The sequence below is a fragment of the Enterococcus sp. FDAARGOS_553 genome, from assembly GCF_003812305.1.
Classification (GTDB): Bacteria; Bacillota; Bacilli; order Lactobacillales; family Enterococcaceae; genus Enterococcus_D; species Enterococcus_D gallinarum.
In genome coordinates this window covers 701,762-719,793 of sequence record NZ_CP033740.1, presented here as the reverse complement: position 1 = coordinate 719,793, position 18,032 = coordinate 701,762, and the positions used below count along the sequence as shown (strand labels likewise).

General features: G+C 42.3%; 16 protein-coding genes and 1 other annotated feature. Of the genes, 9 read left to right on the top strand and 7 right to left on the bottom strand.

Translation table 11 applies throughout. The annotated features are described in order from the left end of the window. Positions 1-248 precede the first annotated feature (248 nt). On the bottom strand, positions 249-617 hold the full coding sequence (locus tag EGX73_RS03740; RefSeq protein ID WP_003128064.1) for a BlaI/MecI/CopY family transcriptional regulator: 369 nt from the start codon (positions 615-617) through the stop codon (positions 249-251). A gap of 221 nt (positions 618-838) precedes the next feature. Between EGX73_RS03740 and gshAB the strand changes: the two genes are divergently transcribed. Beyond that, on the top strand, positions 839-3,094 hold the full coding sequence (gene gshAB, locus EGX73_RS03735) for a bifunctional glutamate--cysteine ligase GshA/glutathione synthetase GshB (protein WP_003128065.1): 2,256 nt from the start codon (positions 839-841) through the stop codon (positions 3,092-3,094). A 195-nt stretch (positions 3,095-3,289) separates the two neighbouring features. On the opposite strand, the gene EGX73_RS03730 is transcribed toward gshAB, so the two are convergent. Continuing rightward, positions 3,290-3,742, bottom strand: a complete 453-nt coding sequence (locus tag EGX73_RS03730; protein ID WP_041119905.1) for a YueI family protein — start codon at positions 3,740-3,742, stop codon at positions 3,290-3,292. A 135-nt stretch (positions 3,743-3,877) separates the two neighbouring features. Between EGX73_RS03730 and EGX73_RS03725 the strand changes: the two genes are divergently transcribed. From EGX73_RS03725 to EGX73_RS03715, 3 genes are read left to right on the top strand one after another with little or no spacing between them, the layout of a single operon-like run. Beyond that, entirely contained in the window at positions 3,878-4,447 is a 570-nt protein-coding gene (locus EGX73_RS03725; protein ID WP_123866741.1) for a GNAT family N-acetyltransferase, read from the top strand. A 12-nt stretch (positions 4,448-4,459) separates the two neighbouring features. After that, positions 4,460-4,843 carry an iron-sulfur cluster biosynthesis family protein gene (locus EGX73_RS03720; RefSeq protein WP_003128068.1) on the top strand — a complete coding sequence of 128 codons (384 nt, stop codon included), beginning with the start codon at positions 4,460-4,462 and terminating at the stop codon, positions 4,841-4,843. A 1-nt stretch (position 4,844) separates the two neighbouring features. Then, positions 4,845-5,735, top strand: coding sequence for a metallophosphoesterase (locus EGX73_RS03715; protein ID WP_003128069.1), 891 nt, complete (start codon positions 4,845-4,847; stop codon positions 5,733-5,735). A gap of 317 nt (positions 5,736-6,052) precedes the next feature. Here EGX73_RS03715 and EGX73_RS03710 read toward each other — a convergent pair whose 3' ends face one another. From EGX73_RS03710 to acnA, 4 genes are all read right to left on the bottom strand, one after another. Beyond that, complete coding sequence (locus EGX73_RS03710) at positions 6,053-6,577, bottom strand: biotin transporter BioY (RefSeq protein WP_003128071.1); 525 nt, start codon at positions 6,575-6,577, stop codon at positions 6,053-6,055. 82 nt (positions 6,578-6,659) lie between these two features. Next, on the bottom strand, positions 6,660-7,487 hold the full coding sequence (locus EGX73_RS03705; RefSeq protein WP_123866740.1) for a helix-turn-helix transcriptional regulator: 828 nt from the start codon (positions 7,485-7,487) through the stop codon (positions 6,660-6,662). Between the two features lie 138 nt (positions 7,488-7,625). Further along, a complete protein-coding gene (gene icd, locus EGX73_RS03700) occupies positions 7,626-8,876 on the bottom strand; it encodes an NADP-dependent isocitrate dehydrogenase (protein ID WP_003128073.1) in 1,251 nt (416 codons plus the stop codon). Next, the gene (gene acnA, locus EGX73_RS03695; protein WP_123866739.1) at positions 8,866-11,565 is read right to left on the bottom strand and encodes an aconitate hydratase AcnA; all 2,700 of its coding nucleotides are present in this window, start codon (positions 11,563-11,565) and stop codon (positions 8,866-8,868) included. Before acnA ends, icd begins: the two co-directional genes overlap by 11 nt. A 186-nt stretch (positions 11,566-11,751) precedes the next feature. Here acnA and EGX73_RS03690 point away from each other — a divergent pair, with 186 nt between their 5' ends. The 3 genes from EGX73_RS03690 to spx all read left to right on the top strand — a co-directional run bounded on the left by EGX73_RS03690 (position 11,752) and on the right by spx (position 14,283). Next, the gene (locus EGX73_RS03690) at positions 11,752-13,113 is read left to right on the top strand and encodes a citrate/2-methylcitrate synthase (RefSeq protein WP_172956408.1); all 1,362 of its coding nucleotides are present in this window, start codon (positions 11,752-11,754) and stop codon (positions 13,111-13,113) included. A gap of 295 nt (positions 13,114-13,408) precedes the next feature. Further along, positions 13,409-13,798 (top strand): Asp23/Gls24 family envelope stress response protein, encoded by a 390-nt coding sequence (locus EGX73_RS03685; RefSeq protein WP_003128077.1) that lies wholly within the window; start codon positions 13,409-13,411, stop codon positions 13,796-13,798. A gap of 35 nt (positions 13,799-13,833) precedes the next feature. Further along, positions 13,834-14,283 carry a transcriptional regulator Spx gene (gene spx, locus EGX73_RS03680; RefSeq protein ID WP_003128079.1) on the top strand — a complete coding sequence of 150 codons (450 nt, stop codon included), beginning with the start codon at positions 13,834-13,836 and terminating at the stop codon, positions 14,281-14,283. Between the two features lie 247 nt (positions 14,284-14,530). Here spx and rpsD read toward each other — a convergent pair whose 3' ends face one another. After that, positions 14,531-15,142, bottom strand: a complete 612-nt coding sequence (rpsD, locus tag EGX73_RS03675) for a 30S ribosomal protein S4 (RefSeq protein WP_003128081.1) — start codon at positions 15,140-15,142, stop codon at positions 14,531-14,533. A gap of 372 nt (positions 15,143-15,514) precedes the next feature. Here rpsD and EGX73_RS03670 point away from each other — a divergent pair, with 372 nt between their 5' ends. Next, positions 15,515-16,312, top strand: coding sequence for a formate/nitrite transporter family protein (locus tag EGX73_RS03670; protein ID WP_003128082.1), 798 nt, complete (start codon positions 15,515-15,517; stop codon positions 16,310-16,312). Positions 16,313-16,400: 88 nt separating this feature from the next. Then, positions 16,401-16,658 (top strand) — a binding site (T-box leader). 47 nt (positions 16,659-16,705) lie between these two features. Beyond that, positions 16,706-17,836: a 5-methyltetrahydropteroyltriglutamate--homocysteine S-methyltransferase gene (locus EGX73_RS03665; RefSeq protein ID WP_003128083.1), complete on the top strand. Its 1,131-nt coding sequence runs from the start codon at positions 16,706-16,708 to the stop codon at positions 17,834-17,836. Positions 17,837-18,032: the final 196 nt, after the last annotated feature.

Sequence of the window (18,032 nt, the reverse complement as noted above, 5' to 3'; positions counted from 1 at the left end):
AAAGCTCCTCGGTTATGGAAATAAACTTTATAGGCATACGTTTGACAGCTGCGATGTACATGAAGTACCACAGCAGAATACGTAACAGATGACGTGTGACTTCTGGTTCACAAAACCTCCCCATCAGCAGCTAAAAGGATGTAGCTGCTGTTCCTGAAATTGAAATCATTCCAAGAAAGATTCCTTGTCTTGTCAGAAATGTTCAGCGTGGACATTTCTCTGTGAACAAGAACAACTTGTTTCAGAAATCAGTTTTTTAGCTGTGCTTGCCGCTCTTTGATGATTTTTTCCAAATCATTCAATGTCTCGGCATCCTCACTGTTTTCAATGAAATTCGAGACTAGATTCAGCAACGATTGTTCAGAGAGTTCGGCAGCTAGAAAATCTTCTTGAGAAACATTTGGAGAATACAAGCGGGTCAAGACAGTACCGCTGTAGCCGATGTCAGCTACTTTCAATAAATCATGGTTCTTTAATTTTCTGACAACGGCTTGGATCGTGTTTTTACTTAAGTCCTGTTGTTGAACCGCAATGTCATTTGCAGACAAAGGTTTTTCAGCATTCCAGAAGATATTCATGATCTGACGTTCGCGTTTGGTAAGATTGAGTGGTTTCATTCACTATTCTTCCTTTCAAAAAAGTTGTAATATTGACATAATAATTTACTATTATATAGTAAGTATACTTTATTTAGAGGTCAAATATCAAATTTATTCAAGTAATTTGTAAAAACTTGGTAATTTTTAAAAAACTAGCAAAGAGAATCGCACAATTTCATTTTTTTCTGCTGGATTATTGACTATAATAAGGAAGAATCTAAGACAAAGAGGGCAATGATATGACACTAAAATCACTTTTTATACAAGAAGAACTGCGTCCCTACTTATTTGATGGGCGTTATGGGATCGAACGTGAGGCGCAGCGTGCACGTTTAGACGGAAGTTTTGCTGGGACAGATCATCCTGAAGCATTAGGCAATCGTAGTTTTCATCCGTACATACAAACCGATTTTGCTGAAAATCAGTTGGAATTGATCACGCCAGTCGCGGAAAGCTCAGAGGAACTATTTCGTTATCTGGCTGCGATCCATGATGTTGCTTATCGTTCGATGGCACCTGAGGAGATGCTTTGGCCATTAAGTATGCCGCCTGCGTTGCCGGAAAAAGAAGAGGATATCGTGATCGCAAAGCTGGATCGTTTTGAAGATGTTCTTTATCGTCGGTTTTTGGCAAGGACGTATGGGCGTCGTAAGCAAATGGTCAGCGGCATCCACTTCAATTTTGAATTTGGGGATGATTTTTTAAGAAAGTTATTTACCAAGTCGTCAGAAACAGATTATCGTAGGTTTAAAACAGAACTTTACTTGAAAGTTACCCGAAATTACTTGCATTACCGCTGGTTTTTGACTTATTTCTTTGGAGCAACGCCGCAAACGGAAGCCAATTATTTTATGGCGGGTTCTGGACCGCAAGAACCTGTCCGCAGCATTCGTAACAGCCGCTATGGCTACACGAATCATACCGATGTCAACGTGTCTTATGCCTCTCTTGAGACCTATCTGGCGGATATCGCTGAGCTGGTAGAAACTGGCAAACTATCTGAGGAAAAAGAGTTTTATGCACCAGTTCGCCTGCGAGGGGGGCAAAAGGTTGCCGACTTAGCAACAGCGGGAATTCGTTACATTGAATTACGCAATATTGATATCAATCCCTTTGAAATGTATGGTATTTCGCAAGATCAAGTGAAATTTCTGCACCTTTTCTTGTTATACTTAGCAACGAAAGAGGAGGGCGCTGATGCCGATGCTTGGGTCGAAGAAGGAAATCGCAAAAACAATCAAGTGGCATTGGAACACCCATTGAATCAAACGATCTATCTTGAAGAAGCTAAAGTAGTTGCGGAAGAATTGATCGCTTTTGCAAAGGAAATCAGTCTGCCGACAATGCCTTTACTGGATCAACTGCTGCCAATGTTGGAAGATCCCGGCAAAACTTTTGCCGGTCGTTTATATCAAGCCAGCCAAAGGTCAAGTCAGGCTCAAGTGGCAACTGAACTAGGAGTATCCTATCATCAAGTTGCTTGGGAAAAACCTTATCAGTTAGCAGGCTTCACCAACATGGAACTGTCAACACAAATTTTGATGTTCGATGCGATTCAAAAGGGAATCAAGGTGGAAGTGTTGGATGAATCTGATCAGTTCTTGAAATTATCGATCGATGAACATGTTGAATATGTCAAAAACGCTAATATGACAAGTAAGGATCGTTATATCGTTCCTTTGATCATGGCCAATAAAACGGTCACAAAAAAGATTTTAGCTGAGAATGGTTTTCGGGTTCCTGCAGGAGCAGAATTCGCCACTGTAGAAAAGGCGCTTGCTGCTTACCCGCAATTTGCTGACAGAGGTTTTGTCGTCAAACCCAAAACAACCAACTATGGCGTGGGAATCTCGATCTTTAAGGATGGCGCTTCGTTGGAGGACTATCAAGCTGCTGTCCGTTTAGCTTTTGCTGAAGACCAGTCGATTTTAGTTGAAGCATTCCTTGCTGGAACAGAGTATCGTTTCTTTGTGATCGATGGTCAAGTTGAAGCAATTTTGCTACGAATACCGGCAAATGTAATAGGAGATGGTCGGCGCACGATCAAGGAATTAGTTGCAGAGAAAAATACCGATCCATTACGGGGGACCCACCATCGGACACCGTTGGAGAAGATCCAATTAGGTGAATTGGAACAGTTGATGTTGAAAGAGCAAGGCTATCACATAGATTCTGTCCCAGAAAAAGGACAAATCGTTTACTTGCGGGAAAATTCCAATATCAGCACGGGCGGCGATTCGATCGATGTCACCGATCAATTTAATGATGACTACAAAAAAATCGCTGCAGATGCCGTGACCGCATTACAGGCACGAATCAGTGGGATTGATTTGATTATTCCTGACAAGGAAAAGCCCGCGGAGGATCCGGGAGCATACGGCATTATTGAAGCAAACTTCAATCCCGCTATGCATATGCATATTTACCCGTACCAAGGACAAAGCCGCCGCTTAACCATGTCTGTCCTCAAGCTGCTTTTTCCGGAACGATTTTAACAGCCGCTTAACAGTCAGAAGTTGAAAAAGGAACAGTGACAAGGCTTTTGTCACTGTTCCTTTTTTTAGAATAAATGGTTAGAAGTAGCTTCTTCGGAAATAAGCCGAAATATCTTAAAGCTGACCATTTCTAATACAACTTCTTTTGCTGTTCGTACTAGTGAAGGATCACTAGTAATTGATCCGTTGGTTTGTTTAGCGGAAGAATCGTTCCCAGAATGGTTTTTTTTCTTTGATGGGATCTTCTTCGGAAGATGATTTTGTCTTTTGAGGATACTTTTCTTCGATATCGATTACCTCTTCATTCACTGCCTCATTGGCAACGATCAGTAAACCGATACTGTCAGGATCAGCAGTCTGGGCGTCAGTCACCACTCGAAAATCGAGCTGTTGTTTCGTAATCAATGAAATAAAGGTCGTCTGAAGCGTTTCGGGCAATTTTCCGTTGATCAAGATCAGTGCCCCTTGATAGTTAGGGAGAACCGACTGTAACGTTTCTTGGTTGTCCTTTTTCTTCATTTCTGCTACCGTCATACTTAGATAACAACGTTCACGAAACGTTCCCAAGTATTTTCTTTGTTCATCTGGATTAACACGAGGTGTCCCGTACATTCCTGTATCTAGGCGTTTCTCCAATTCATCGGACATTGAAAATCCTCCTAAGCGTTTTCTTGCTTTATATTATAGCACAAAAAAGGGAGCGTCGATTATTAGAAACATTTAGCTATTTCAGTGAGGTCATAAGAAAGACTAAAAAAGATCAGAAAGAAAGCTGGTGAAAACATGGAAATCCAAAAGAACCACTTATTGATTTTAGCAGAAAATCAACGAATCGAGACACCACGATTATGGTTGCGTCCTGTGACGATGGCAGATGCCAATGATTTATTCGAATACGCAAGTGATGAAGAAACGACGGAGTTTGTTTTTCCGAGGCATCAATCACTTGTGGATACAAAAATCGCCATTGCAACGTATTTTTTAGCGGCGCCATTAGGTAAATTTGCTATTGAAGAGAAAATGAGGGGCAATATGATCGGAACGATCGGCTTGCGGGTGGACCCGCTAAAGGAAGTGGCAGAACTAGGCTATACCTTGAATAAAGCTTTCTGGGGGCAAGGGATCGTACCGGAAGCTGCTCGGATGCTTTTGTCTTTGGGTTTTGAAAAATTAGCGCTTGTTCGTATTTATGCACTGCACGATCAGCGAAATCATCGATCTGGTCGCGTGATGGAAAAAATTGGCATGAAAGTGGAAGCACAGATTCCGGCTGCGCGAAGATTTCGTGGGCAAGTAGTGGACGAAGTGATGCGGGGAATTACCCGAGACGAGTGGCAAAAACGAATCATGTAAAGGAGAATCGCTATGGAAATAACGATTGATATGGATGCAGCAGCAGTAGCAAAAATCTCAGAAGTCAAACAGGAGGGAGATCGAATTTATCTAGATTTTGAAGATGGTGTGGGACCTTTTCCGGCTACGGCGATCTCTTGCCGGTTAGATATTAGTTTTCGCTTGATCCTCGTACCAGCAGATTATCCAGAAGAAGGATTGTCTATCTATGATACGAAGCTGGATACAGCAATTGGAACAGTTTGGTTAAAACAAGGCGCAGCAATGTATTTAGAAGAGCGGACACGCTTGGTGGTCGATCCTGACTATCAGCGCTTGCAGTTGACTAGTGACAGCGGTCTGCTGGCATCTAACGTTCAACTGTTGCGCATGGACAAAAAGGTGGCAGGAAACTGATATGGGGAAATTAGCCGTTATCAGCGATTTGCATGTCGATATCAATCATTTCAGTGCAACAGACTTGCAGCTGATAGCCGAATTGCTAGACGCCAATCAAGCGACGCACTTGCATCTAGCTGGAGATATTGCAAACAAAGAGACAGCAGCGATGACCGTCATTGATTTCTTTCAAAGACAGCTGCCTACTACCTTTCATTGGGGCAATCATGAAATGGCTGATTTATCAGAATCATTGATCGAAACCTATCCTGATCCAGCTTTCTTGAACTTTCAAACAGTCGCTTTATCGGAAAAAACACTCTTGTTAGGTGTCAATGGCTGGTATGACTACGGCTATTCTGACTTGCAAAGCACAGAAGAGATCCTTCGTCTCAAGCACCTCTTTTGGTATGATCGTATGATTCAGCGGACAGGAACCGATCCGGAAATCAGTCATCAGATCAATGAAAGACTGCGTCAAACATTGCGAGGGCTCCCTCAAGATAAAGAAGTCATCGTAACGACTCATTTTGTTCCGAAAGCAACCTTTATCGTCAAACAAACGGGGAAGTATGTTCGTTGGAATCATTTGAACGCGTTTCTAGGTTCACCAGAATTTGGGGCAGTTATTGATGAGGCGGACAATGTGCGTCAAGTAGTCTTTGGTCATACCCATCGTCGGTTTGAAGATCAAGTGATTGGACAGACGATTTATAGCTGTCGTCCTTTGGGCTATTACTATGAATGGCAATTGACCCGACGATTTGTTCTGGAAAATCAGTTGACAGAAAATTTTCAGCCAACAAAGCTACGGGGACTTTTGCGAACTAATCAAGCAGCGTTCAATCAATACAAAGCAGCCCATTTAAGAGCAGAGCTCCAGCAAGCAATCACATGGATCAACTATTGATTCGCTACGAGATAAAAGCGTGCGGGACTGTGTCATAAGTCTCCTACAAGTAAAACTATCCGAACATTAATGATTATTGCTCCTGCGGTGCAGGGACTCCTCGTCGCAAAAGTCAGAGGAATCTATCCTAGCAACAGACTATTATTCGGTTTAACTTGTTGGATGATGACTTATGGCACAGTCCCTCTTTTTTTCGAATAAACGACTAACAGTAGCTTCTTCGGAAATAAGCAGAAATTTCAAAAAAATAAAGCAGCAATTTTCGGCAATTCCTTTTTATTGCTTGAAGCAGTCCACGTTTGCTACTTTCTCTTTTTTTACCGCTGCAATCTTTTCCGCAAGAAAATCCCTAAATAAGCCGCAGCAATGGCTTTGATCACACCGGGCAGAAGGAAGAGAACAAAACCGCCATTGATGGCAGCAGTCCAAGACATAGCGGTGCTCCATTTTAACCATAAGGTACCAAAAAACAATGTTGCTAATGCACCAGCGATATTCGCTAACATCCCTCTCACATATCCGGCGCGGCCTGTTTCCAAAAGTTTCCCCGTCAAGAGTCCATTAAAGATAAAACCAATCAGATAGCCGCCTGTAGGTCCGAATAAGACGCCGATGCCACTTGCTCCGCCGGCAAAAACTGGTAATCCGATCAACCCCAGCAATAAGTAAATAAGGATCGACATGGTCCCTGTGCGCATTCCTAGAAAGGTTACCGCCAAGCCGACAGCAAAGGTTTGGCCTGTCAGAGGAATCAATCCTAATGGGATGGTTAGTTGAGACAGCCCAGCAATAATGATGGCAAAAAAAGCAGCATAGATTTGTTCTCGCAATGGTAGTTTCATAGTATCCTTCTTTCGTTAACACATAATCCAATAGTTGGTTAACGAAATTATAAATCTTGGTTAACGAAAAGTAAAGAGTAAATCAACGTTTTTTTCGCAACGCTTGCAACAAAGTTTCTGTAGCCAAAAAAGGGGTAAACAGTTCAAAAACCTCAGAGGATACAGGAAAGTATCCGACAAGCGTTACTAACGTAGATTCATCGAGAAAAGGTAGCAGGTCTTCAAGCTCTGACAACCGTTGCTCCGGATTCACTGACGCTGCCAGGATCTTTTGAAGAATGCGTCCTAGATCTTGCTTTTCGAGAAAAGGGGCAATATCTTCCAACTCGTACAAAGACAGCGAGTTTGAGACAGCCTGCTCAACTTTTTGGGCTAAGAAAGTGGCAGATAAGTAGGGCGCTGCTTCTTCCAGAAAAGCGAAAGTATAGTCCTCTTTCATCAATTGTTCCAAATGATCTGTCTCTAAAAAAGGTAAAAATTCTTCTAGTGCTTCTTCGGTCAGCGGTTCTGTTATAGGTTTCAATAAAGCAAATAATTCTTCACTGCTCAAAAAAGGTGCCAATTGCTCCACTAACTCAAGTTCAAAAGGCTGGGCTTGAGTCGCAGCTGCCAATTCTTTAGGTTTAATGATCGGCGCCAACGTGGTGATTTCCTGAGAATCGGCGACTCCCTCGTGGTAATGCATTACTGCAACTCCGCTATTTCCTAATAGTTCGTCAATGGATAACTGCAAAATTGTTGCTAGCTGGGGCAATTTTTCGATGTCAGGCAATGTATTGCCTCGCTCCCAATTGCTGATAGCTTGATAACTGACCAATAATTGATCTGCTAAGTTGCTTTGAGTCATATTTAGTTCTCGACGTTTGCTGGCAATCCGTTGGCCGATTTGCCGTATGTTGAATTCATTCATGTGAACTCCTCCTTTCGTGTCTCCAGTATAGGGGAACTAGCAACTGAAATACAATCAAGCCTTCGTTGAGTTGTCTCAAAAAAATTCAAGCCCTCGTTGAGTTGTCTAAAATGACAAGTCAACGAGAGCGGTGAATGATTATGGAGTGATCAATGTGACCAGATAGTCACCGAACGCTTTGGTAGACAAACAATGCGCGTCAGTCATAGCTGCCGCAAAGTCAGTTGTGACTTTCTTTTCCTTGATTGCTGTCTCGATGGCTGTGGTAATAAGAACTGCTGCTTCATCCCACTGGATATATTCCAAGAGCATACAAGCAGAGAGCAACAACGAGCAGGGATTGGCTTTTCCTGTGTCAACGATATCGGGGGCAGTACCGTGGGTTGCTTCAAAGATTGCGGCACCACTTACATAATTGATATTTGCACCTGGAGCGATCCCAATTCCGCCGACTTGAGCGGCTAATGCGTCAGAAAGATAGTCGCCATTGAGATTGCAAGTTGCGATCACTGAAAATTTTTCTGGGTACAAAAGAATCTGTTGCAGGAAATTATCTGCGATCACATCATTGATAATGACTTTTCCGGCTTGTTGTGCAGCAGCAAGTGCTGCTTGAGCCGCTTCAATATTCTGCTCAGATTTAATTGTTGCCCATTGGTTCATCGTGAAGCACTGATCGGCATAATTCGTTTCCGCTAATTGATAGCCCCAATTTTTGAAGCCGCCTTCGGTAAATTTCATGATGTTCCCTTTATGAACAAGGGTGACAGACGGCAAGTGGTGTGCGATAGCATACTCGATCGCTCCGCTGATCAACCGCTGACTGCCCTCTTTTGAGATCGGTTTGATCCCGATGGCGCTGCTTTCTGGAAAGCGAATGTTTTTGACACTGAATTGTGTTTGCAGCACCTCAATTAATTGTTTCGTGAGGGGATCATTTTTTGCAAATTCGATTCCTGCGTAAACATCTTCTGTATTTTCACGGAAAATCACCATATTCGTCTTTTCCGGATGCTTCAAAGGAGAAGGTACCCCGGCAAAGTATCGAACGGGCCGAACACAAGCATAGAGGTCTAATGTTTGGCGCAATGTGACATTGAGGGATCGGAATCCTTTGCCAACTGGTGTGGTCAATGGTCCCTTCAATGCGATTTTAGCCTCTTGGATAGTGGTAAGAGTCGACTGCGGCAACCATTCGCCGGTTTGTCTAAATGCTTTTTCACCAGCTAAAACTTCTTGCCAGTGGATCCTTCTTTTGGGACCATACGCTTGTTTTACGGCCGCATCAATCACAGGTTGCGCTGCTTGCCAAATTTCTGGACCAATGCCGTCACCACTGATATAAGGAATTGTGAGAACAGTGTTAGATAAGGACGCTTCAGAATGCATTGCTAGTTCCTCCTGCTTCTATTTTTTTGCGAATGACCATTGGTAAGATTCCTTGATGTTTCCAGTAACGGATATCTGCTGGTGCATCGAAACGCAGCCGAGTCGGAAAGGTGATCATTGTTTCATCTGTACGTTTGGCTGTCACATCAATCTGCTGATTGACCTGCGGTTCTTCGGGCAGTTGGATAAAGAAGGATTCAGAGCCATCCAATCCCAAGGAAGCGGCAGTTTGCCCAGCAAGATATTCTAGAGGAATCACACCCATCATGACCAAATTGCTGCGATGAATCCGTTCGAAACTTTCTGCCAAGACTACTTTGACGCCTAAAAGTTGGGTCCCTTTAGCTGCCCAATCTCGGGAAGAACCCATCCCATAATCTTTACCAGCTAAAATAATGCAAGACTGTTCGTTTTTCTGATAATTCATGGCAGCGTCATAGATTGACATCGTTTCCCCTGTAGGAAAATAATGGGTGATCCCGCCAGTACTTCCAGGAACCAGCTGATTCTGTAAACGAATGTTGCCGAAAGTTCCCCGCATCATGATGTGATGATTGCCTCGCCGTGAACCAAAAGAGTTGAACTCACGGTAAGGAACAGCTTTGGTTTGCAAAAACCTGCCGGCGGGAGAATCTAATCCAATGCTACCAGCGGGAGAAATATGGTCTGTCGTAACAGAATCCCCCAATTTGGCTAACACTTTCAAATCAGACAAACTTGTTTGGATAGGTAATTCTTTGGTCAAGGAATCAAAATAGGGTGGGTGGGCAATATATGTTGATGTGTCCTCCCAAGCATAACAATCACTGGCAGTTGTATCGATACGGTTCCAACGCTCATTGGCGTCGAATAGATGCGCATAAGCTGCACGAAACGCTTCTGGTCCAACAAAAGCTTGAATATATTCATTGACTTCTTCGTTACTTGGCCAGATATCCGTCAGATAAATTTCTTGTCCTGCTACGACGCCTAGAGGCTCCTTCGTCAAATCTTTCCGGATGGTTCCAGCAATGGCATAGGCGACGACTAACGGAGGAGAAGCTAAATAATTGGCTTTGATCTGTGGATGGATCCGACCTTCAAAGTTGCGGTTTCCAGATAAAACAGAAGCGACCAGTAAATTTTCGTTTTCGATTGCTTCTGCTACGGGTGCTTCTAATGGACCGGAGTTGCCGATACAAGTCGTACAGCCGTATCCAACTAAATAAAAGCCTAATTGTTCAAGATAAGGCAATAATCCACTGGCAGTCAAATAGGTGGTTACGATCTGGGAACCAGGGGCCAAGGAAGTCTTGACCGATTTTGGCACGGTCAATCCTTTTTCTACCGCCTTTTTTGCTAACAATCCCGCAGAGAGCATGACGAAGGGATTGCTCGTATTCGTACAGCTAGTGATAGCTGCAAGTACGATATCTCCTGTCTGCAATGTTTCGGAAGGCTCGTTTGGCCAGTTAACTTGGCTGCTTTTTTGCCATTCCTTCTCCGAAAGACCGAAGCCTTTTGGTCCGATGTCAGCCGTGAGGGAACGATCGAAATCAGTGCCAACTTCCGGTAATAAGATACGGTCCTGTGGTCGTTTTGGTCCTGCCAATGCGGGCTGGATCTTGGCTAGATCGATGGTGACCGTTTTGGTGTAGTCTGGTATCTCCGTCGCATCATAAAAGAGATGATTGGCTTTTGTGTAGGCAGCAACCTTATGGATCAATTCGGGTGTTCGTCCCGTAGTAGCTAAATAGTTGAGGGTCTCTTCATCAATTGGACAAAAACCGCAAGTGGCGCCATATTCTGGTGCCATATTGGCAAGGGTCGCACGGTCAGCTAAACTTAACCGTTGGTAACCGGTTCCGAAATATTCAACAAATTTTCCTACCACTTGCTCCTTTCGCAAGACTTCAGTAACAGTCAACGCCAAATCAGTTGCGGTCGTACCGGCAGGCATTTCGTTCACAAAACAGACACCGATAACTTCTGGAGTCGGGAAAAATGACGGCTCGCCCAAAATCGCTGCTTCTGCCTCGATACCGCCAACGCCCCAGCCCAATACACCGAGACCATTGATCATCGTTGTATGGGAATCTGTTCCTTGCAATGTATCCGGAAAAAGAAACGACTCGCCAGCGATTTTTTTTTCCAAAATCACATCAGAAAGTGATTCAATATTTACTTGATGGATGATACCGGTCTCTGGAGGGACGACTTCAAAATTGTCAAATGAACCCTGAGCCCACTTCAAGAATTGGTAGCGCTCTTGGTTTCGTTCAAATTCACGCGCCGTATTGAAAGCCACTGCTTCCGGAGTCCCTGCACAATCGACTTGGACGGAATGATCGACAACCAAAGTCACGGGAATCTCAGGATTGATCGTATCTGCATTCCCACCTAAGGCAACGATGGCGTCTCGCATCGCAGCAAGGTCTACGACCGCTGGAACACCAGTGAAGTCTTGCAAAACGACACGTTCGGGTTTGAAAGGTACGACGCCTGTGGGCTGTTCAGCGTTCCAATTGACCAAATAATCCAAGTAAACAGCAGTAATCTCTTCATCTTGGTGACGGGCGACACTTTCTAGTAACACGCGAATCGAGTAAGGCAATCTTTTTAATTCAGCGTTAAAGTCAGCCGCGACCTTTGCTAAATCAATAAACGTATAGCGCTGATCATTCACGATCAGGTTTGTGTGCCAATTCATAAGCATCCTCCTTAAATATCAATCTATTAGGAATAATTATACGTTTATAAAAAGAAAAATCAATTAAAATTATGAAAAATATTTCATTTTATAAACATCGTGCTATAATGTTTAAAAGTTTTTATTTTTTGAATCAAATGAAGTTAGTAGCATGTTTACGTAAGGATGTTAGGAGGTAACATGGCTGTGGAAAAATTAGAAAAAGAAAAGAATATCGTATATCTTTCATCATTGTGTCAGAAACACAATCAAATCGATATGAATCTTTATTCAGAGTATGACGTAAAACGTGGACTGAGAGATTTAGATGGAAAAGGTGTCTTAGCCGGCTTAACAACCATTTCTACCATTTATCCAGAAAAAATCGTGGCGGGGAAGCCCCTCGAGGCTTGTGGGGAATTACGTTATCGAGGAATCGATATCAATGAATTGGTTGCAGGATTCGTTGAAGAAAATCGGTTTGGTTTTGAAGAGATTGCATATTTATTACTTTTTGGCGAGCTGCCAAAGTTATCTGAATTGCAGGGATTTCGTCAGTTATTGGCGGATAAACGTACGCTTCCAACCAATTTTGTTCGTGACGTGATCATGAAAGCACCTTCTGCGGATATCATGAATAGTTTATCTCGCAGTATTTTGACATTAGCCAGTTATGATCCGCAAGCCGATGATGTCAGTATTGAGAATGTATTAGAGCAAAGTTTGATGCTGATCAGTGTCTTTCCACTGCTGGCGATCTACGCTTACCACGCCTATAATCACTACAATCAAGAGGGAAGTATGTATATTCATCGCCCTTCGGAGGAATTAAGCACGGCAGAAACGATTTTGACCATGCTGCGTCCTAATAAAGCCTATAGTTTTCAAGAAGCTCAAACCTTGGATATGGCGCTGGTGCTTCATATGGAACATGGGGGCGGAAACAACTCGACCTTTACTACTCGGGTAGTTACTTCTAGCGGTACCGATACTTATTCGACGATCGCAGCCGCATTAGGGTCGCTAAAAGGGCCTAAACACGGTGGAGCCAATATCAAAGTGACGGAGATGATGAGTGATCTGAAACGCCAGATTGCTGATACAACAGATGAAGCTGCAGTTCGTCGTTATTTAGAAGCAGTTTTGGATAAAGAAGCTTTTGATCGCAAGGGCTTGATCTATGGTATGGGACATGCTGTCTACAGTGACAATGATCCTCGAGCGGCAATTTTTAAAAATTATGTAGCCAAACTCGCACAGGAGAAAGGCATCGGCGCTTGGCAAGAATATCAACTTTACACAACTGTTGAACGAATCGCTCCAGAAGTGATTGCTCAAAAACGAAAAATGTATAAAGGCGTCAGTGCGAACATTGATTTTTTCAGCGGCTTTGTTTATAAAATGTTAGACTTGCCAGAAGAACTTTACACACCGATGTTTGCGATTGCGCGAATCGTCGGCTGGTCTGCTCATCGAATCGAAGAATTAGTCAATGCCCAAAAAATCATGCGACCAGCTTATAAGGAAGTGTCTTCTGACCGGAGCTATACAAGGTTGAATGAGCGGTAGGATTGAGGAAGAATCTTTTTAGATAAATCAGATAAAATATAAGAAGCGATCGAGGAAAATATTTTCTGGAATCGCTTTTTTATATTAAAAAAACGTACCTTATTTCGGTAATTTGCAAAAAAAGTATCCGGTAACAAGTGTTTTTCTTTGTAAAAAAAACAAAAAACTTCTATGCTAATAGAGGAGGGGATTTTTACCTATGGTGGCAGATAACCGCAAAAGGTTGTTGGTTTTGGTGGATCTGTTACTAAAAAAAACGTTCTTTTTTCAGAAATGCAAACAAGGAGTGTGAAAAATGGAAAATGAACAAGCGGCAAATGTAGAGACTGCTTCGCTTACCTTTGAGGAGAAAGTCTTGCAGACGATCGTAGGTGTAGCCTTGGCGTCAATTGATGGCTTAATCAGTGCAGATGGAAAATTTTTTTCAAGTATGACGGAAGATTTGGCCGACCAGAGCAATGTGACATCGGGGATCGAAGTGGAAGTTGGCAAAGAACAAGTAGCAATTGATTTGGAAGTTATTGTTGCCTACGGGAAGGATATTCCCCGGTTGTTTGCTCAGATCCAAGAAATTGTTTTGCAAGAAGTTAGTCGGTTGACTGCTTTAGAAGTCAAAGAAATCAACATTCGCATCGTGGATGTCGTCAAACAAGAAACGATCGAAAAAATCACAGATAATCAATAAGAATCCGCAGAAAAATCAGAAAGGAAGAATGATCAATGATTTCACTATACACAACGCCTAGCTGTACATCATGTCGCAAAGCGCGGGCTTGGTTGACCGAAAATGAACTACCCTTCAAAGAAAGAAACATTTTTAGCGATCCATTAAATAGTGATGAACTACTGGAAATTCTTTCTTTGACAAAAAACGGGACAGAAGATATTATCTCAACACGTTCAAAAGTGTATCAAAAATTAGCCATTGATTTGGATGACTTGAAATTAGAAGAATTATTAGCGTTGATTGAGCAATACCCGAATTTATTGAAACGTCCCATCATTGTTGATGGCGACAAACTGCAAGTAGGATATAATGAAGATGATATCCGCAAATTTGTGCCACGCAATATTCGGAAAGTAATCTTTAAAAAGCGTCAGAAAGATTTGCTGTTGTTCAACTATCATCAAAAAAATTCATCCGGAGAGTCCGTCGTCAATATTATTTGAAGTCGACCTGCCGATTAATCGCGAACTGTGTGGTATTTCCTTCGGGAAACCAGCACAGTTTTTTTGATTTCTCAAAAAAGAGGTCATGTCAGAAGTAGTCTGCTTCAAGAGAGATGAAAAGGAGAGTTCGAAAATTGCTTGTCGGATTTCTGTGAAATTTTGACTTCTTTCCGAAGAAGTTATTTCTAACAATTTATAAAAAAAGAAGCTGTGACAAGATTTCTGTCGCAGCTTCTGGTGAAAATTCTTATAGTTTTTGGTTGTAGAATTCAACGACTAGTGCTTCGTCAACTTCTGCAGTCAATTCATCGCGTTCTGGTAAACGAGTCAATGAACCTTCTAATTTTTCATCATCAAAGCTTACAAATGCTGTACGACCAGTAGTTGCTTCGATTGCTTCTTTGATTGTTGAGATGTTTTGTGATTTTTCACGAACGCTGATCACTTGACCAACTTCAACATGGTAAGAAGGGATATCTACACGTTTGCCATCTACTAAAATGTGGCCATGGTTTACTAATTGACGTGCTTGACGACGAGTAGTTGCAAGACCTAAACGGTAAACGACGTTATCCAAACGTTGTTCTAACAAGATCATGAAGTTAACACCGTGTTTACCTTCTTTGATTTTGCTTGCTTTGATAAACAATGTACGGAATTGACGTTCGTTCATGCCATACATATGACGAAGTTTTTGTTTTTCAGTCAATTGCATACCGTATTCTGATTTTTTGCCACGGCTGTTTGGTCCGTGTTGTCCTGGAGCGTAAGGACGACGTGCCAATTCTTTACCAGTTTCTGAAAGAGAAATTCCTAAACGACGAGAAATTTTCCATGATGGTCCTGTATAACGAGACATAATTTAGTTCCTCCAATAAATATAGTTTGGAGTAAAATAATCCGTTGAAAAATTCACATCCGTGCAGTTCGTTCTTCAATCTTCACCTTTGCAGCCGTGGTTACGCAATTGAACCTTTTAGGCAACGAACTGGTGACGAGCTGTTATTTCCCTGCTGCATTATTTTACACAAGGAACAGTATACGATAAAATAAGAGGAAAAGTCAAGGTATGATTGAATTCAATTGCAATGAAAATGTGATGAAAATTTCATATAAAAAGTAACGTTTTTCAGAAAACACTTTACAAATAGGCGTTTGGTTATTAAAATGTGAAGGTATTGTGTACTTTATAACGAACTCAATTATCATACCCATAAAAAGGAGCAGAAAAATGAATCCAGTATCCCCATTATTTGAAAAAATTGATTCTTCCATTGAAAAGAAGGTCGATTTGATCAAAAGCAGTTATTTACGCTATGCTGTACGGGCCATGATGGCATGTCTTTTCTTGACGCTAGGAACAGCGATTGCCTTTGCGATTGCTATGAAAGGTGAGGACATTGCACATGGACTAGGAAAAATGTTGTATGCATTTATGTTTAGTTGGTCCCTTGTCATGATCTTATATATGAACGCAGAATTAGGCACATCAAATATGTTGTATATGACCGTCGGTGTTTATCGCAAACGATTGAGTGTTCCTTTGGCATTGAAGATTTTGTTCACTTGTGTGCTCTTCAATTTAGTCGGTGGTTTGATTTTTGGATCAATTATTTCTTTGACTGGACCTTTTCAAGGGTTGCCTGCGGATAATTTCTTATTGACTTCCATTACCGCAAAACTTGATAAGCCGACACTCCAAATCGTCGTCGAAGCAATGTTCGCAAACATTGTCGTTAATACAGCTGTTTTAGTAAGTATGCGGATGAAAGATGATGCAGGGAAAGTAGCTGCGATTATTTTCATTATCTTTATCTTTGCCTTCTTAGGCTATGAACACGTCATCGCTAACTTCCCAGCGTTTACGTTAGCTTTCTGGGCATCTGGCGGCCACTTAGCTGGTATGACTGTCGGCAGCGTGATTCACAATCTTGTCTTTGCCTTTATCGGGAACTATATCGGTGGCGGCTTGATCATGGGTCTGGGCTATGCATGGCTCAATCAATCAAAATCAACTTATGTGGATTAAACGAAGAAAGAAGCAGCAATGCTTCTTTTTTTTAAAATCAATATTGACACACTAAAATCATTCTGCTATCCTTGTTAAAAATCAATAAGTAAACACGTAGAAAAAGAAAGTAAGATTCTGTGGAATTTCTAACAGAGAGCCCCGACAGCTGAAAAAGGGTGAAAGAAAACGAATCTGAAAATGGCTTTTGAGTGGGTGTTTCGAGAACGCAAGTTTTAGAAGCGCACGGATGTCCCCGTTACTGAGACCCCAATATCACGCAACAGCGTCGCATTGGAGTAGAGGCATTCTTCGTAAGTCGGATGCAAACTAAGGTGGTACCATGTAAATTTATTACATCCTTAAGAGATAACTCTTAAGGATTTTTTTTTACCCAAAAAAGGAGGAGAAACTATGTGCCAAGTGATCAATCATTATGAAATTGTAGGAAGTTTTTTGCGTCCGGAGAAGTTGAAGCAAGCAAGGGAAGCGTTCGCTGAAGGAAAAATCACTCGATCCGAGTTAAAAGAAGTTGAGGATCAGGCGATCAGTGAGTTAGTCGCAAAACAAAAAGAAGTTGGCTTGAAATATGTCAGCGATGGCGAATTTCGCCGTAGTTATTGGCACTTGGATTTTTTCTGGGGATTTCAAGGAATAGAGCATATTTTGATGGATCAAGGCTACTTGTTCCATGGGGAAGAAACCCGTGCTGATTCTGCACGATTAGCTGGGAAAGTCGCATTCAATCCAGAACATCCCGTGTTTGAGGAATATCGCTTTGTCGCGGCTCAAGCAGATGGGGTGCCTGTTCGCCAGAGTATCCCAGCGCCTGCTCAATTGTTTGTCGAACTTGTTCGAGGCAGCAACGAAGAAAAAGTGAACGCTATCTATCCGGATCGGGAAGTATTGCTTGCTGATATTGCGCAAGCCTATCGTGAAACCATTTTAGCCTTGTATGATCTTGGCTGTCGTCATCTAAAATTGGATGACTGTACGTGGGGGATGCTGGTGGACAAAAATTACTGGCAGTCAAGGACCAACGATGAGTATGATACACAAAAATTACAAGAATTGTATCTGCGGTTGAATAACAGTGCATTGGTGGATCTGCCTAACGACCTGCACGTGACTACCCATGTTTGCCGTGGCAATTACCATTCGACATGGGCGGCATCGGGAGGCTATGAGCCAGTTGCGGATTCGCTGTTGGGACATGAAGCGGTCGAAGCCTTTTTCTTGGAGTTTGATGATGATCGCTCTGGGGACTTCCAGCCATTGCGATTTGTCCCAGAAACAAAGAAAGTTGTTCTCGGTCTAGTCACAAGTAAAAATGGGGCTCTGGAAGAGAAAGAAAGCTTGATTGCCCGGATCAAAGAAGCCAGCCAATACGTGCCCTTAGAGCGTTTGAGCTTGAGTCCGCAGTGTGGCTTTGCTTCAACAGAGGAGGGCAACATTCTGTCAGAAGAAGATCAATGGAAGAAATTGCAGCTGATCATTGAAGTGGCAGATGAAGTCTGGGGCACTCAACCAGTCACTGCCAAATAGACAAAGACGATTGAGGCAAACACTTCATGTGGTTGAAAATATTTCAGTTTCCCCAAAAAATGAGCCACCTTCATTGGTAAGCAAGAGTCATTCACCAAGATCCGCCACTTATTGAAATAGACAGCTTTTTATGTTAAGAATAGGGTATGCTTTTTGGAGAGAACATGATCCAAAAGTAAAAATTCTTGTTATTTCT

Bases quoted from the DNA above. Each gene is read 5' to 3' on its own strand.
- EGX73_RS03710 (WP_003128071.1), bottom strand. From the start codon at position 6,577: ATGAAACTACCATTGCGAGAACAAATCTATGCTGCTTTTTTTGCCATC.
- gshAB (WP_003128065.1), top strand. From the start codon at position 839: ATGACACTAAAATCACTTTTTATACAAGAAGAACTGCGTCCCTACTTA.
- EGX73_RS03740 (WP_003128064.1), bottom strand. From the start codon at position 617: ATGAAACCACTCAATCTTACCAAACGCGAACGTCAGATCATGAATATC.
- EGX73_RS03725 (WP_123866741.1), top strand. From the start codon at position 3,878: ATGGAAATCCAAAAGAACCACTTATTGATTTTAGCAGAAAATCAACGA.
- EGX73_RS03685 (WP_003128077.1), top strand. From the start codon at position 13,409: ATGGAAAATGAACAAGCGGCAAATGTAGAGACTGCTTCGCTTACCTTT.
- rpsD (WP_003128081.1), bottom strand. From the start codon at position 15,142: ATGTCTCGTTATACAGGACCATCATGGAAAATTTCTCGTCGTTTAGGA.
- EGX73_RS03715 (WP_003128069.1), top strand. From the start codon at position 4,845: ATGGGGAAATTAGCCGTTATCAGCGATTTGCATGTCGATATCAATCAT.
- icd (WP_003128073.1), bottom strand. From the start codon at position 8,876: ATGCATTCTGAAGCGTCCTTATCTAACACTGTTCTCACAATTCCTTAT.
- EGX73_RS03670 (WP_003128082.1), top strand. From the start codon at position 15,515: ATGAATCCAGTATCCCCATTATTTGAAAAAATTGATTCTTCCATTGAA.
- EGX73_RS03705 (WP_123866740.1), bottom strand. From the start codon at position 7,487: ATGAATGAATTCAACATACGGCAAATCGGCCAACGGATTGCCAGCAAA.
- acnA (WP_123866739.1), bottom strand. From the start codon at position 11,565: ATGAATTGGCACACAAACCTGATCGTGAATGATCAGCGCTATACGTTT.
- EGX73_RS03730 (WP_041119905.1), bottom strand. From the start codon at position 3,742: ATGTCCGATGAATTGGAGAAACGCCTAGATACAGGAATGTACGGGACA.
- spx (WP_003128079.1), top strand. From the start codon at position 13,834: ATGATTTCACTATACACAACGCCTAGCTGTACATCATGTCGCAAAGCG.
- EGX73_RS03665 (WP_003128083.1), top strand. From the start codon at position 16,706: ATGTGCCAAGTGATCAATCATTATGAAATTGTAGGAAGTTTTTTGCGT.
- EGX73_RS03720 (WP_003128068.1), top strand. From the start codon at position 4,460: ATGGAAATAACGATTGATATGGATGCAGCAGCAGTAGCAAAAATCTCA.